Annotated in this window: 12 protein-coding genes; 4 read left to right on the plus strand and 8 right to left on the minus strand. The window is 66.0% G+C overall.

Annotated elements, in window-relative coordinates; translation table 11 throughout:
* The first annotated feature begins 33 nt into the window (after positions 1–33).
* From HTY53_RS00090 to HTY53_RS00100, 3 genes are read left to right on the plus strand one after another with little or no spacing between them, the layout of a single operon-like run.
* Positions 34–1,185, plus strand: a complete 1,152-nt coding sequence (locus HTY53_RS00090) for an ABC transporter substrate-binding protein (protein ID WP_174104375.1) — start codon at positions 34–36, stop codon at positions 1,183–1,185.
* Positions 1,182–1,673: a DUF3237 domain-containing protein gene (locus tag HTY53_RS00095; protein ID WP_368040881.1), complete on the plus strand. Its 492-nt coding sequence runs from the start codon at positions 1,182–1,184 to the stop codon at positions 1,671–1,673. Before HTY53_RS00090 ends, HTY53_RS00095 begins: the two co-directional genes overlap by 4 nt.
* 38 nt (positions 1,674–1,711) lie before the next feature.
* Positions 1,712–2,257 carry a MarR family winged helix-turn-helix transcriptional regulator gene (locus tag HTY53_RS00100; RefSeq protein WP_238512731.1) on the plus strand — a complete coding sequence of 182 codons (546 nt, stop codon included), beginning with the start codon at positions 1,712–1,714 and terminating at the stop codon, positions 2,255–2,257.
* A gap of 69 nt (positions 2,258–2,326) precedes the next feature.
* Here HTY53_RS00100 and HTY53_RS00105 read toward each other — a convergent pair whose 3' ends face one another.
* The gene (locus tag HTY53_RS00105) at positions 2,327–3,160 is read right to left on the minus strand and encodes a hypothetical protein (protein WP_174104377.1); all 834 of its coding nucleotides are present in this window, start codon (positions 3,158–3,160) and stop codon (positions 2,327–2,329) included.
* Between the two features lie 9 nt (positions 3,161–3,169).
* Positions 3,170–6,259: a hypothetical protein gene (locus tag HTY53_RS00110; RefSeq protein WP_174104378.1), complete on the minus strand. Its 3,090-nt coding sequence runs from the start codon at positions 6,257–6,259 to the stop codon at positions 3,170–3,172.
* 160 nt (positions 6,260–6,419) lie between these two features.
* Here HTY53_RS00110 and dacB point away from each other — a divergent pair, with 160 nt between their 5' ends.
* Positions 6,420–7,985, plus strand: coding sequence for a D-alanyl-D-alanine carboxypeptidase/D-alanyl-D-alanine endopeptidase (dacB, locus tag HTY53_RS00115; RefSeq protein ID WP_254599725.1), 1,566 nt, complete (start codon positions 6,420–6,422; stop codon positions 7,983–7,985).
* 43 nt (positions 7,986–8,028) lie between these two features.
* Here the strand turns inward: dacB and HTY53_RS00120 are convergent, their stop codons facing one another.
* The 6 genes from HTY53_RS00120 to pyk form a co-directional block, all read right to left on the minus strand.
* The gene (locus HTY53_RS00120) at positions 8,029–9,006 is read right to left on the minus strand and encodes an L-threonylcarbamoyladenylate synthase (RefSeq protein ID WP_174104664.1); all 978 of its coding nucleotides are present in this window, start codon (positions 9,004–9,006) and stop codon (positions 8,029–8,031) included.
* Positions 9,007–9,055: 49 nt separating this feature from the next.
* On the minus strand, positions 9,056–10,300 hold the full coding sequence (locus HTY53_RS00125) for a 5-(carboxyamino)imidazole ribonucleotide synthase (RefSeq protein WP_174104380.1): 1,245 nt from the start codon (positions 10,298–10,300) through the stop codon (positions 9,056–9,058).
* Between the two features lie 99 nt (positions 10,301–10,399).
* The gene (purE, locus tag HTY53_RS00130) at positions 10,400–10,897 is read right to left on the minus strand and encodes a 5-(carboxyamino)imidazole ribonucleotide mutase (protein ID WP_174104381.1); all 498 of its coding nucleotides are present in this window, start codon (positions 10,895–10,897) and stop codon (positions 10,400–10,402) included.
* Between the two features lie 40 nt (positions 10,898–10,937).
* Positions 10,938–11,846, minus strand: coding sequence for a phosphoribosylaminoimidazolesuccinocarboxamide synthase (locus tag HTY53_RS00135; protein ID WP_174104382.1), 909 nt, complete (start codon positions 11,844–11,846; stop codon positions 10,938–10,940).
* 143 nt (positions 11,847–11,989) lie between these two features.
* Positions 11,990–13,054, minus strand: a complete 1,065-nt coding sequence (fba, locus tag HTY53_RS00140) for a class II fructose-bisphosphate aldolase (RefSeq protein ID WP_174104383.1) — start codon at positions 13,052–13,054, stop codon at positions 11,990–11,992.
* A gap of 213 nt (positions 13,055–13,267) precedes the next feature.
* Positions 13,268–14,704, minus strand: coding sequence for a pyruvate kinase (gene pyk / locus HTY53_RS00145; RefSeq protein ID WP_174104384.1), 1,437 nt, complete (start codon positions 14,702–14,704; stop codon positions 13,268–13,270).
* Positions 14,705–14,731: the final 27 nt, after the last annotated feature.

Consider the following 14,731-nt stretch of genomic DNA (forward strand, 5'->3'; position numbering starts at 1 on the left):
CGCCTGGAACATCATAAAAAAGGGAGACGATCGATGACACTTCGCCGCATCGCGCTTGCGCGCCTGACCCTGGCGCTGGCCGCCGCCGGCACGATTTCCGGCGCCGCGCTGGCCGACGTCACTGTGGGCGTCAGCATTTCCTCGACCGGGCCGTCGGCCTCGCTGGGCATTCCGCAGAAGCAGTCGCTGGGCTTGCTGCCGCAGCAGATCGCCGGCGAGACCATCCGCTATGTCGTGCTCGACGACGGCTCGGATCCGACCCAGGCCACCAAGGTCGCGCGCCGCTTCGTCAGCGAGGACAAGGTCGACATCATCCTCGGCTCTTCTGCCGTCGCCCCGTCGATCGCGATCGCCGAGGTCGCCGACGAGAGCAAGACCGTGCAGCTGGCGTTCTCGCCGATCGAGCTGAAACCCGGCCGCGGCGAATGGACCTACCGGCTGGCCCAGCCGATCAAGCTGATGGCGGAAGCCGTCGCCGCGACGGCCAAGGCGAATGGCGTCAAGACAGTCGGCTTTATCGGCTTTGCCGATGCCTATGGCGAGACCTGGCTGAAGGAATTCACCACCGCCGCGGCCGCAAGCGGCATTCGCCTCGTCGCCACCGAACGCTACGCGCGCTCGGATACCGCCGTCACCGCGCAAACGCTGAAGCTGATTTCGGCGCGCCCCGACGCGATGCTGATCGCCGGCGCCGGCACCGGTGCCGCGCTGCCCCACACCACGCTGCGCGAGCGCGGCTATCGCGGGCCGATCTATCACACGCATGGTGCGGCAACGAAGGACCTGATCCGCATCGGCGGCAAGGCGGTCGACGGCGCGATCCTGCCGGCCGGTCCCGTGATCGTGGCCGAACAACTCGCCGCGGACAGCGCGCCGAAAAAGCCGGGGCTCGATTACGTCAGCCGCTATGAAAAGCAGTACGGCCCCGAAAGCCGCACACAGTTCGGCGCGCATCCGTACGATGCCGGCCTGGTGCTGCAGCGGATCGTGCCGGTCGCGCTCAAGCGCGCCAAGCCCGGCACGCCGGAATTCCGTGCGGCACTGAAGGCCGCGCTCGAAAGCGAACGGGAGATCGTGGTCTCGCACGGCGTGCTCAACTACACCAGTCAGGACCACTTCGGCTTCGACCAGCGCGGCCGCGTGATGCTGACCATCGACAACGGCAACTGGAAGTTGCTGAAGTGACGATCGATCTCCCCCTGCCGACGCCGAAGCTCGAGCATGTGGCCGACTTCAGCTTTCGCCTGGATCCGGCAATCGCGGTCGGCACCAGCGCCGTGGGCCAGCGGCGTGTGATTCCGATTGTCGATGGCATCGTCGATGGCCCGCTGCTGCGCGGCCGGGTGCTGCCGGGCGGGGCGGATTTTCAACTGGTCCGTCCGGACCTGGGCGACGGCATCACGGTCGCCGAAATCGAAGCACGCTACGTCGTGGAGACCGACGACGGCGCGCGCATCTACATCGTCAACGCCGGGCTGCGCAGCGGCCCCGCCGACGTGCTGGCGCGCCTGTCTGCGGGCGAGACGGTCGATCCGTCGCTGATCTACTTCCGCACCGCGCCCCGCTTCGAAACCCAGGCACCCGGCTATCGCTGGCTGATGCAACACACCTTCGTCGCCACCGGCGCCCGTTTCCCGGACCGGGTGCAGATGCGATACTTTCGCGTCGCCTGAACGGATGGCGGGCGTGCATGCCCGCCATCCCCTGCTCCATGTCCGCTTCGTCGCCCTTGTCCCGATCTTCCCGTTCCCCCCGCAAGACCCGCGATACGCTCGCGCCCGACCCCGCCGCCGAAGTCGGCGGCTTCGATCCGCATCTGCCGGACGTCGACTATGGGGTGCTGGACGGTCTGATCGGCTACGCGATCCGCCGCGCGCAGATCCGGCTCTACGAGGATTTCGTGCGCGCGCTGGCGCCGTGGAACATCACGCCGCCACGCTTTTCGGCGCTGGTGCTGATATCCCGCAATCCGAACCTGAAGCTGACCGATCTGGCCCGGATCATGGGCATCGCCCGTTCGGGCGCCGTGCTGCTGGTCGATGCGCTGGAGGAGATGAAGCTGGTGGCGCGCCGGCCGGCAGAGAACGACCGCCGCGCGTTCAGCCTGGTGTTGACGGCGGCCGGGCGCAAGACCCTGGCGGAAGTAACCGAGGCGGTCTGCGAACATGACGCACGCATGTCGCGGCAGCTGTCGCCGGAACAGCGGAGCACTCTGGTGGAACTGCTCGGCAGGCTGTGTACGGCGCCGCCGTCATGATCCTGGCCAGGCCGGCATCGGTCAGAGGCGCGCCGCTCGACGCGCCGCCGCCTCACTGTCCTGAGCGTCCTAGACAATATTGCAGGGGAAGAACTGGCGCTCTTCCGGCTTCTTCCCGTTCCAGAAGAGACGGCAATACTCCTCTTCGACATCGGCCTCGTTTCGATAGCGGCCCAGGGGACCGATCCGCGAGTTCTCGACCCGCCGAGCGGTCATACAGACGAGATAGTGGATTCGCCCGGAATAGACAGAGAATCCCTTACGGATCCGTTCCAGCGTGACAGGATGACGCGAGACCCCCGGAGTCGGCGGCTCCATGTCGCGATGCCAGGGCATCAGGGGCGTAAAACAACCGATCTGATACCAGTCTTCCAGCTCGATGTCGGGCAGGTGCGAAACCGTTCCCTGTTTGTCCACGGCACGCGGGAAGTGTTTGGCCCAGAATCGGGTATCCGTCAGATCGCGTTGCCACATCGAGATGAAATCGTAGTCCTCGATGTCGATGACGCCGTTCATCAAGCCGATGATGGCCCAATCGTCGAGCATTAGCCAATTCATCAAATGGCACGGAATACCGAGCTTGAAGAGATCGTCGGTACGCCTTTCCGCTTGCGGCTTCTGCAACAGCTTTACCGTCTGCAGGAACTTCGACTTCGACAGCGTTCCGTTGATATAGCCGTTCGCCAAGGCCAGCAGCTTGACGGGCGCCACGTTCTTTTCGATTCCCGCCGGCAGCTTGATGTCGAATTGTTGATGCCGAATTGCCGAGGCGTCATCAGGATAGCCGACCGCCGAAGACGGAAAATCGGGGAGCGTCCAATCGGTCCGCCACGCCCATATCGACACGTCAGGCGGATTGCAATGACAGGATTGCACTACGTTTGCAGAGACGCGCGTCATCATTGGCTCCTGTTAGTGGCCGACTGCTTCGCTGGCCGGATGGGTTTCCCGCCCTAGGACCAGGACATAACTGCGTTCACAAGGGCGCTCGTCGTCAAGCATGATCTTGCCGCTTCTGGTATAGACCCACGACGTCTGGATTCTGTAGGCCGAACGCGCACTGTCGAGCCATGATTCCGCCGTCAGGCCGCGCAAATCATCATCCCGGACCACGGCGTTGATACGCGGCAATTCCATCGTGGCCGTAAATTGGAGAGTGCCGTCTGGCCGACGCGAACAGACATATTTGATGAGGTTGTCCTGGGGCAAGCTTCCCCGGGCGCTGTCGAACAGTTTGGGCTCTCCCCGGCCGAACGAGCCGAAATCCTCCATCGTCAAGGCGACGTACGCGCCGGTCTGAAACGCCTGGTTCATTTGCTGCGTCGCACGAAAAAGCCGCGCATGGTCGCCACCGCACAATGCAAGTAGCGACTGCATGAACCGATACAGCGCTGCGTTGTCGCTGGTTCGCACGATTGCTGCTTTCTCGGATTGTTTTGCGTCGCTCGCTTTGCGCGGGCCGCTCACGCGCGGCAGTTCGGCGTTGTTGACGTCTTTCATCGATAGCAATACGTTGCCCGCCTGCATTTCGCAACGCCCCACATCGACGGCCCACGCCTCCGCCACCGTGAACTGATGCGGCTTGCCCGTCGAGTCCTTGTATTGCGGGAAGACCAGCGTGGCACGCTCGCTCAGGCTTCCTTCCTTCGCGTAGATCGAATGCTGCTTGATTGCATCCAGCTGCGCTTCGGTCAGCGGCGCCTTCACCAGTCTCGCGCGATGAACGCCTTGGTCGTCCGTCACAAAGTACTCCGTACCAAGACTTCCGAGTATGTTGATGCGGTCCTTGGCTACTGACACCATCAAGCCGTATGCGTCCTTCAACGTTTTTTCAACCAGGCGTCGGTATTTCTGCAGGTCCACCGGCCGGCTTGTCATCGGCCGGCGGCTCTGTGCCGCCAGTTCACCGGCGAGGATGCCGTAGCTTGCGTTCCAGCGAATGATTTCATCGGACAGGGTGCCCACACTCGCGTTCGTCTTCTGGCGATCAACGAATGGCTTGACCGCGTCGGCGAGCCTGCCGACGGCGTGATGACACGCCATGAAGTCCGCCCGATGCATCTTGTCCTGCAGTGCCGCCATCGCTTTGGGTGTCAACTTCTCGCCGATCACGAAGCGGAACAAGCCCCGCAAATAGGTCAGCTCCCAATGCGTTCCCGGTGCCGCGGAGCCGGCCCGGTCTGATGTCGCCGCAACGGCGTCCTCCGTCCGGGCGAGCCGTTGAAGGGCGAGTCCGGAATCTGCAATGTCCTTGATCGTCCTTAGCAAGGCCGCTGGACTCGCAGGAGGATGCTGCAGTTGCCCCATCCCGCGCTGCAGCGCCTGGCCGAGCATGGCGATGTCGGGAATGGCGTGATGAACGCCGCCGCATTCCATCAGAAGCCTGCGCTGTGAATCGCTCAACTGATGCGCGATGCGGGTCAGAAATTGGAGCAGGCGGGCTACGGTGGCATCGTCGAGAATCGGCCCTTGCGAAGGCGTCGCGCCTTGCACGACAGCGAGGTGATTCAGAACGGCAATCAGCGTGTTGATCTGCTTCTGGTGATTACCGAATTGGCTATCGCGTAGTCGTGCGAATCCGGTTTCGTCGACAACGAACCGGTCGCAAATGGTCTTCGTCAGGACAGGCAGATTGTTTGCCTGTTCCGCTACGTCCGCGCGCACCGCACCGGCAAACTGCTCAATGGCCCGGTCGATGACGGCATACGCGTGACGCACGACGTCCGGCGTCAACGAGCCTTCTTTTGCATGGGTAACCAGGGCACCATACTGTTCCATTGCCAGGGACACAAGCTCGTCGACCTCGTTTTCGAGGAACGCGACGTTGTCCTTCAGTACGGCGGCGCTTCTTCCACTCGCATCGACCAATCGGGGCTGAAGAATGGCTTCCAGCCTGCCATGCAACGCTGCGAACCTGCTGACGTCTTCGGTCGAGAATGCCGGCGGCAACAGGTGTCTCTTCAGCGTGTCCCACCGCGAATAGGGTGCGATGCTCTCGAAGCGCCGGTCCTCAAAATGGCGCAAAGCCTGGTTGATCGCTGCAAAGCAGGGGACGGCAAAGGCGGCGCGAAGTTTGGCCTTGGACTGTCGAGCGCCTTCCGTATTGGCTTCGATCGACGCGACAACCGATCGCAGCTTCGATAACTCGCGCGCCGCAAACGCGTTGTTCTGGCCGATGCACTGCCGATATCTTGCGTCCGCTGCATCGCCTCGTTCACTCTCGAACCAGGCGTGCAACAGGGCGAGTTCGCGGTCTGGCCGCCGAATCAATACGCCCAGCACGGTATCGTTGTAGGCGTCGAGCGCTTTTTCCGATAGCGCCCGGCTTGCCGCTCCACAGGCGACGGCATTGTCCAGCGCCTCGCGTACGGCCTTGCGCGTCTCCGACGTACCTTTATCCTCGACGATGGCGTTAACCAATGCGCGGAGGGCCGTTTCGTATTCTCCGATATCAATCGGCGAGGTGCTTTGCCTGTTGTCGCCTGCTTCGGCTCGGACCAGTTCGCTCCGGAGCAGGTTGAGGTCGTCGGCCAGGATGGCCGCGGTGCGCTTGATCGTCGCATCGGAAGATCGATAGCGTTCCAACAGACCGGCTTCCATCTCGGTGCGGTACGCTCGGAGCAGATGCAGGCAATCGTGACGCTCATCACTGGACAAGTCGCGCACAAATTGCGATACCACATCGACGCGCGCGCGCTTTTCGAGGGCCGCCCCATGGTCTGCATGCGAAGCCGCGAGCAGGGATTCCAGAAGCCGCGCAGCGGCCTGTTGTCGCTCCTCCGCCGTCTCGGGCCGTTCCTTCGCACGACCTTCCGCCTTGCGCAGATCGATTCGTGCTCGGATCTGATCGCGGCGGCTCGACGCGGCAGTGGCAAAGCCGTTGCACAGCATGCCGAGCCTGGCCGTGAAGCTGTCGCGCGCCTCAGCGACGTTCGCGTCGGTGCGCCGCGGCGACGGGTCGACCGGCTTTCGGCTCCAGCAAGCGAGGTTCAATCCGGACATTGGGTTCCTTTCGGCAGGATGATTGCAGCGTGGCTGCATCGTGCCGGTCGGACACTGGAGAATCTTCTAATATCGAGGCCGCTTCTTTCGTTAACGGGTCCGCTCGTCGCACTACCGCGACATGTCTTCGACGCGGGCGTCGTGTGCTAGCATCCCGCGCATGTCGACCGCCCTGCGTGCATCCCTTTCCGCCGTCCCTGTTCTGATCCTCGGCATCGCGCTGGGACTGGGCGCTCCGATCGAAGCCGACGCAAGAACGCCGGTAAAGCGCGACAAGGTCCAGGCGCGCAAGCCAATCGTCAAGCCCGCCATCGCCGAACACCGGCTCGCGGCTGCCTCTGCCGGACTGCCGGAGGCTGTAACGCGGGCTCTTGCAGCGGCGAACGTTCCCCTGCAAGCCACCAGCTTCTACGTCGTCCGGCAAGGCGCGCCGACGGCCACCGCCAGCTGGAACGCCCAGACCCCGATGAACCCGGCTTCCACGATGAAGCTGATCACGACCTTCGCCGGCCTGCAACTGCTCGGCCCCAGCTACCGCTGGCAGACCTCGCTCTACGCGGACCGCGAGCCGGGCGCCGACGGCGTGGTCGGCAACGTCTATCTGCGGGGGCAAGGCGATCCGAAGCTGGTGCCGGAAGAAATGGCCAGGCTGGTGGCTGCGGCGCGGCGGGCCGGCGTGACGACGATCGCCGGCGACGTGGTGCTGGACCGCAGCTACTTCCAGCAGGGACTGGACAATGGCGGCACCATCGACGGCGAGTCCCATCGCGCCTACAACGTGGCACCCGATGCGTTGCTGTATTCCTTCAAGACTCTCTCTTTCACGCTGACGCCGGATACCGCCACGCAGACGGTCGGGGTCTCGGTCATGCCGCCGCTGGCGCAACTGCGCCTGGACAACCGGCTCGCCCTGACCAATGGCCGCTGCGGCGACTGGCGCGCCGGCGCGACGCCGACGCTGTCGCCGCAGGCGGACGGCACCGTGGTCGCGTCGTTCGACGGCAGCTACTCGGCCGACTGCGGCGAGCAGGTGCTGAACTTTGCCGCGCTCAGTCATGACGACTTCATCGGCGGCGGCTTTATCGCGCAATGGCTGGCGGCCGGCGGCACCTTCGCGAAGCCGCCGGCAATCCGGCGCGGCACCGTGCCGCGGCCGGCGTTCCGGCTGACGCGCCACTACGGCTTGCCGCTGGCCGACATCGTTCGCGACATCAACAAGTACTCCAACAACGTGATGGCGCGCCAGCTGTTCCTGACCATCGGCGCGGAGATCGATCGGCGCGGCCCTGCCAGCACGGCCCGCTCGTCCGCGGTGATCCGCCGCTGGCTGTCGCACCAGGGGCTGGACATGCCGGGGTTGATGCTGGACAACGGCTCGGGATTGTCGCGGCAGGAACGCATCAGCGCCTACGATCTTGCGCGCCTGCTGCAACAGGCGCTGGCCAGCGAGGCGGCGCCGATCTTCGTCGACTCGCTACCGGTACTCGGGGTCGATGGCACGTTGAGAAATCGGCTGACGCGCAGCAGTGCAGCCGGACACGGCTATCTGAAGACCGGCACGCTGGCCGACGTGCGGGCCATCGCCGGCTATGTCGATGCGGCCGATGGCAAGCGCTACGTGGTGGTCAGCGTGATCAATCACCCGAACGCCGCGCAGGCGCAGCAGGCGCATGACGCCCTGCTGGAATGGGTCTATCGAGGAGCGCGGGCCACGGCCGCGGAATAGCGCTGCCGCCGAAATCACGCCCAGGCGCCCGGGCCCCGCACGCTCAGTCCTGGAACGCCGCCGCGGCGCGCTGCAGCCGATCGCGCACGCCGGCCCACTCATGGCCTTCGGGCAGCGGTTCGACGTACAGCCGGGCAAAGCCCTCCTTGTCGAGCCGGCGCAGCAGCCGGTAGAGCTCTCGCGCATAGGCCCTGGCGTCCGCCGGGGCCTGCACCCATACGCAACGCGGATCGCTCGCCGGCGCGGCGGCGACCCAGGCCACGCGGGCATCGCCCGGCAGCGAAGCCAGATCCCGGGCGAGCGCCCGGGCATCGGCCAGATACAGCGGCGTGCGCGGCGCGTAGTGGGCCTTGAGCGTGCCGGAGGCCCGCGGTGCCGCGGCATCCGGCGGCAGCGGCGCGACGCCCAGCACGTCCGCCATCATCGCCGGCGTGATCGCGCCCGGGCGCAGCAGCACCGGGCCGATGCCCTGCTCCAGCCGCGACAGATCGACGATGGTCGACTCGATGCCGACCTCGATGCCATCGCCTTCGAGCACATAGACGCTGTCGCCGAATTCCTCGCGCACATGCTGCGCGGTGGTCGGGCTGACCTGGCCGAACTTGTTGGCCGACGGCGCCGCGATGCCGCCGCGGCCGCGCTTGAAGCGCGACAGCAGCGCCTGCGCGACCGGATGCGAGGGGCAGCGCAAGCCGATGCTGTCCTGCCCGCCCGCGACATCGGCGGGGATATGCGCGGCGCGCTTGAGGATCAGCGTCAGCGGCCCGGGCCAGAAGGCGTCGATCAGGCGCTGCGCGGCCTCGGGTACGTCGTCGGTCCAATGGCCGATGTCGGCACCGTCAACGACATGGACGATGATCGGATGGTTGGACGGCCGCCCCTTGGCCGCGAAGATGCGCGCCACCGCCTCCGGGTTCTCGGCATCGGCGCCGAGGCCATAGACGGTTTCGGTCGGAAACGCGACCAGCTGCCCGGCCTCGAGCAGGCGCGCGGCCTCGTCGAGTTCGGCGGCGGTCGGCATCCGGGAAGGATGGGAAGCGGCGGCCATCGTCATCACACTGTGCAGAAGATCAGGGCGCGATATGCAGGACCTGCAGCGCCGCGTCGAAGGCGCGCTGCGCGTCTTCGGCGCGCTCGCCGATGCAGTTGACGTGGCCCATCTTGCGTCCGGGGCGCGCGTCGCTCTTGCCGTACAGATGCAGCTTGGCGCCGGGCTGGCCGACCACCGCGTCCCACGCCGGCTCGCGCTCGAGCCCGTATTCGTACCAGACGTCGCCCAGCAGGTTCAGCATCTTGCCGGCCGAATGCTGGCGCGTGCTGCCCAGCGGCAGCCGGGCCATCGCCCGCACCTGCTGCTCGAACTGGCTGGTCTCGCACGCATCCATCGTGATATGGCCGGAGTTGTGCGGGCGCGGCGCCATCTCGTTGGCGACCAGGCTGCCGTCCTTGAGCACGAAGAACTCGATGCACAGCACGCCGACATAGCCCATCTCGCCGGCGATGATGGCCGCTGCCGCACGCGCGCGGTCGGCGATCTCGGCCGACACCTGGCGCGACGGCATCACGGTCGAGAACAGGATGCCGTCGCGATGGACGTTCTCGGCCAGCGGCCAGGTCGCGGTCGCGCCATCGGCGCCGCGCGCGGCCAGCACCGAGACCTCATAGGCGAGCGGCAGCATCTGTTCGAGCACGCAAGGCACATGCTGCATCGCGTTCCAAGCGGCGCGCACATCGTCGCGGGTCTTGACGCGGGCCTGGCCCTTGCCGTCGTAGCCCATGCGCGCGGTCTTCAGGATGCCGGGCAGCAATTGCTCGGGCAGCTGCTCGATATCGGCATCGTGCTGGATCACCCAGTGCGGGGCCGGCGACACGCCGGTGCGCTCGGCGCAGGCGGCAAAGAACTTCTTCTCGCCGATGCGGTTCTGCGCGATCGACACGCAGTGGCCGCGCGGCGCGACGAAGGCGCCGAGCTGTTCGAGCCGGTCCAGCGACATCGACGGCACGTTCTCGAATTCGGTCGAGACGGCCTGGCACAGCCGGGCCATCTCGGCCAGCGCCGCTTCGTCGGTATAGGTCGCGCACAGGTGCCTGTCGGCGACCGCGCCGGCCGGGCTGTCCTGGTCGGGATCGAGCACGCAGACCTTGTAGCCCATCGCCTGCGCCGCATGGGTGAACATGCGGCCAAGCTGGCCGCCGCCGAGCATGCCGAGCCAGGCACCGGGCAGGATCGGCGCGTTCGGGCCGCCGACGCCGAATTCGGCGCGCGACTCGGGCGTATGCGCTTCGATCAGATGGGGATGGATATCGGTGGGCATGCTCGTGCGGATTCCAGGGGAACGGTCGCGGCCGCCGGCGACGGCCGCGGTGGTGAATCAGTGAATCAGTGAATCAGTGAAGCGAATCGGCGTGGCCCATCACAGCGGCAACGTCATCGCGCGCGCCGCTTCGGTCTGGCGCGTGCGGAACGCTTCCAGCGCCGCGGCCAGCGCGTCGTCGGTGGCGGCCAGCGTGGCGATCGCATGCAGCGCGGCATTGGCCGCGCCCGCCTCGCCGATGGCGAAGGTGGCGACCGGCACGCCCTTGGGCATCTGCACGATCGACAGCAGCGAATCCTCGCCGCGCAGGTATTTGGACGGCACCGGCACGCCGAACACCGGCACGATGGTCTTGGCGGCGATCATGCCCGGCAGATGCGCGGCACCGCCGGCGCCGGCGATGATCGCGCGCAGTCCGCGCGAGCGCGCCGTCTCGGCGTAGCGGAACATCTCGTCTGCCATCCGATGCGCCGATACCACCTGGGCCTCGAACGGAACGTCGAAATCCTTGAGCATCGCCACAGCGTGCTGCATCACGTCCCAGTCCGAGCTGCTGCCCATCACGACGCCGACCAGCGGCTTGTTTGTCTGGCTCACTTCCAATCCTCGCTTGCGTGGCGTGCCCGCGGCCGCCCGGTTATTGCAGTTCCTGCCCGGTCAGCCGGGTCAGCGCCTCGCGGTACTTGGCCGCGGTCTTCTCGACCACATCGGCCGGCAGGGCTGGCGCCGGCGCGGTCTTGGGCCAGGGCTTGCCGTCGATGCGCACCGCCTCGAGCCAGTCGCGCACGAACTGCTTGTCGAACGATGGCGGATTGGTGCCGACCTGATAGGAATCGGCAGGCCAGAAGCGCGACGAATCGGCGGTCAGCACCTCGTCCATCAGCGTCAGCGTACCGTTCTCGTCCAGGCCGAACTCGAACTTGGTGTCGGCGATGAGGATGCCGCGCGTGGCGGCGTAGTCGGCCGCCTCCTGATACAGACGGATCGAGATGTCGCGCATCTGCGCGGCCAGCTCCTTGCCGATGCGCGCCTCGACTTCGGCGAAGCTGATGTTCTCGTCGTGCTCGCCCATCTCGGCCTTGGCGGCCGGCGTGAAGATCGGCTCGGGCAGCTTCTGCGCGTTCTGCAGACCGGCCGGCAGTTCGATGCCGCAAACCTTGCCCGTCGCCTGGTAGTCCTTCCAGCCGCTGCCGGCCAGATAGCCGCGCACCACCGCCTCGACCAGGATCGGCTTCAGACGCTTGACCACCACCGCGCGGCCGCGGACCTGCTCGACTTCGTCCGGCTGCACCACGGTCTCGGCGGCGATGCCGGTCTCGTGGTTCGGCACGATGTGAGCCAGCTTCTTGAACCAGAAATTGGCCATCTGGTTCAGCACGCGGCCCTTGCCCGGGATCGGCTCGCCGAGGATCACGTCGAACGCCGACAGGCGGTCGGTGGTCACGATCAGCAGCTTGTCGTCGCCGACGGCATAGTTGTCGCGCACCTTGCCATGGCCGAGCAGCGGCAGCGAGCGGATGGAGGACTGATAGAGAGCGTCAGACATAGAAATAGGTCGGCGAGCGGGAGAGAGGGAAAAACAATGAGGGGCTTCGTGCGGTGGCGAAGCCCCATCGGTCAATTCATGGCCATGGCGTCAGCCGGGGGCCGGTCCTCATGCGCTCGGCGCTGAAGACCGGCGGCAACGCCTTACTGCACCACCTGCGACAGCTTGCCCGACTTGTACTGCTCGGCGATTTCCTTCAGCGCGATCGGCTTGATCTTGCCGGCCTGGCCTTCGCAGCCGAACGCGACATAGCGCGCCTTGCAGACCTGCTTGGCGGCTTCGCGGGCCGGCTTCAGGTATTCGCGCGGGTCGAACTTGCTGGGGTTCTCGACGAAGAAGCGGCGGATCGCGCCGGTCATGGCCAGACGGATATCGGTGTCGATATTGATCTTGCGCACGCCGTACTTGATCGCTTCCTGGATTTCCTCGACCGGCACGCCGTAGGTTTCCTTCATGTCGCCGCCGAACTTGCGGATTTCTTCCAGCAGTTCCTGCGGGACCGACGACGAGCCGTGCATCACCAGGTGGGTGTTCGGGATGCGGGCGTGGATTTCCTTGATGCGGCTGATCGCCAGGATGTCGCCGGTCGGCTTGCGGGTGAATTTGTACGCGCCGTGCGAGGTGCCGATGGCGATCGCCAGGGCGTCCAGCTGGGTCGCCTTGACGAAGTCCGCGGCCTGCTCCGGGTCGGTCAGCAGCATCGAGTGGTCGAGCTTGCCTTCGGCGCCGATGCCGTCTTCCTCGCCCGCCTCACCGGTTTCCAGCGAGCCCAGGCAGCCCAGTTCGCCCTCGACGGTCACGCCGACCGCGTGGGCCATCTGCACGACCTTGCGGGTCACCTCGACGTTGTACTCGTACTCGGCCGGGGTCTTGCCGTCTTCGCGCAGCGAGCCGTCCATCATCACCGACGAGAAGCCCAGGTCGATCGCGCCCTGGCAGATCGCCGGCGATTGGCCGTGGTCCTGGTGCATCACGACCGGGATATGCGGATAGGCCTCGACCGCTGCCTCGATCAGGTGGCGCAGGAAGTGTTCGCCGGCGTATTTGCGGGCGCCGGCGGAAGCCTGCATGATCACCGGCGCATTCACTTCGTCGGCCGCCTGCATGATGGCCTGGACCTGCTCCAGGTTGTTGACGTTGAATGCCGGCAGACCGTAGCCGTTCTCGGCGGCGTGGTCGAGCAACTGGCGCATCGAAACGAGTGGCATGTCAGACTCCTAAGAAAAGAATGGGGTTCTCGGTATTGGAATGTTCTTCGGGCTGCCGGGCAGTCGCCACGGTCCGCCGCTATCGTGGCAAGTTTCCGTGGGCCGCGGCACCGGGCTGTGTTTCCCAGCGCACCGTGGCCGCCGTCATGGTTCGCATCATCGGCATCGCCTCCCGCTTCATGGTCAGCCTCATGGCCAGTGTCGCAGCCCCCGTCACAGGCCGACCCGGACGATCTTCAGCGTATTGGTGCCGCCCGGCTGCCCCATCGGCTCGCCGATCGTCAGCACGATGAAATCGCCGCGCTGCACCACGCCCTTGGCCAGCAGCAGCTCCTCCGCCTGTTCCAGCGCGGTATCGCGGTCGCTGCTCGATTCCAGCGGCAGTGCCACCACGTTGCGGTACAGCTGCATCTTGCGCTGCGAGGCCAGGTTCGGCGTCATCGCGTAGATCGGCACATGGATGCGGTGACGGCTCATCCACAAGGCGGTCGCGCCCGAATCGGTCAGCGCGGCAATGGCCTTCACTTGCAGATGATAGGCGGTGAACAGCGCGCCCATCGCGATCGACTGGTCGATGCGGGTGAAGGTCTGGTTCAGAAAGTCGGTGTCGAGCTGGACCACCTCGGATTTCTCGGCCTCGACGCAGACCGCGGCCATCGCCTCGACGGTCTCGACCGGATAGCGGCCGGCGGCGGTCTCGGCCGACAGCATCACGGCATCGGTGCCGTCCAGCACGGCGTTGGCCACGTCGGACACCTCGGCGCGCGTCGGCACCGGATTGACGATCATGCTTTCCATCATCTGCGTGGCGGTGATGGTCAGCTTGTTGGCTTCGCGCGCGAGCCGGATCATCCGTTTCTGCAGCGCGGGCACCGCGGCGTTGCCCACTTCGACGGCCAGATCGCCGCGCGCCACCATGATGCCGTCCGACGCCGCCAGGATTTCCTCGAGCACGCCCGGGCGGATCGCCTCGGCCCGCTCGATCTTGGCGATCATCCGCGCCTTGTGGCCGAACTGCTGGCCCGCCACCGCGGCAAGCTGGCGCGCCATTTCCATGTCGGTGGCGTTCTTCGGGAAACTGACCGCGATATAGTCGGCGCCCAGCGCCATCGCGGTCTTGATGTCTTCCATGTCCTTGGCCGTCAGCGCCGGCGCGGACAGGCCGCCGCCCTGGCGGTTGATGCCCTTGTTGTTGGACAGGTCGCCGCCGACCTTGACGGTGGTGAAGATCTCGTTGCCGATGACGCGGTCGACCACCAGCACGATCAGCCCGTCGTTGAGCAGCAGCAGATCGCCCGGACCGACATCGCGCGGCAGGTCGCGGTAATCGAGGCCGGCGCGCTCCTGGTTGCCGAGCTGGCAGTTGGCGTCGAGCACGAACGGGTCGCCGGCCTTCAGCGTGATCTTGCCGTTCTCGAACTTGCCGACGCGGATCTTCGGCCCCTGCAGGTCGGCCATGATCGCGACCTCGCGGCCGCAGGCCTGGGCAGCCTCGCGCACCAGGCGCGCGCGCTCGAGGTGGTCCTCGGCGGTGCCGTGCGAGAAATTGAGCCGCACCACGTCGACCCCGGCCGCAATCATGCGGGTCAGCATCTCGAGCGTGCTGGAGGCGGGGCCGATGGTGGCGACGATCTTGGTCGAACGGGTCATCTGGTTTCCTTGTCCTTGGCTTGGCGC

It is taken from the genome of Cupriavidus gilardii (assembly GCF_013314895.1).
GTDB lineage: Bacteria > Pseudomonadota > Gammaproteobacteria > Burkholderiales > Burkholderiaceae > Cupriavidus > Cupriavidus gilardii_C.

Bases quoted from the DNA above. Each gene is read 5' to 3' on its own strand.
- HTY53_RS00090 (WP_174104375.1), top strand. From the start codon at position 34: ATGACACTTCGCCGCATCGCGCTTGCGCGCCTGACCCTGGCGCTGGCC.
- HTY53_RS00100 (WP_238512731.1), top strand. From the start codon at position 1,712: ATGTCCGCTTCGTCGCCCTTGTCCCGATCTTCCCGTTCCCCCCGCAAG.
- HTY53_RS00105 (WP_174104377.1), bottom strand. From the start codon at position 3,160: ATGATGACGCGCGTCTCTGCAAACGTAGTGCAATCCTGTCATTGCAAT.
- HTY53_RS00110 (WP_174104378.1), bottom strand. From the start codon at position 6,259: ATGTCCGGATTGAACCTCGCTTGCTGGAGCCGAAAGCCGGTCGACCCG.
- dacB (WP_254599725.1), top strand. From the start codon at position 6,420: ATGTCGACCGCCCTGCGTGCATCCCTTTCCGCCGTCCCTGTTCTGATC.
- HTY53_RS00120 (WP_174104664.1), bottom strand. From the start codon at position 9,006: ATGCCGACCGCCGCCGAACTCGACGAGGCCGCGCGCCTGCTCGAGGCC.
- HTY53_RS00125 (WP_174104380.1), bottom strand. From the start codon at position 10,300: ATGCCCACCGATATCCATCCCCATCTGATCGAAGCGCATACGCCCGAG.
- HTY53_RS00135 (WP_174104382.1), bottom strand. From the start codon at position 11,846: ATGTCTGACGCTCTCTATCAGTCCTCCATCCGCTCGCTGCCGCTGCTC.
- fba (WP_174104383.1), bottom strand. From the start codon at position 13,054: ATGCCACTCGTTTCGATGCGCCAGTTGCTCGACCACGCCGCCGAGAAC.
- pyk (WP_174104384.1), bottom strand. From the start codon at position 14,704: ATGACCCGTTCGACCAAGATCGTCGCCACCATCGGCCCCGCCTCCAGC.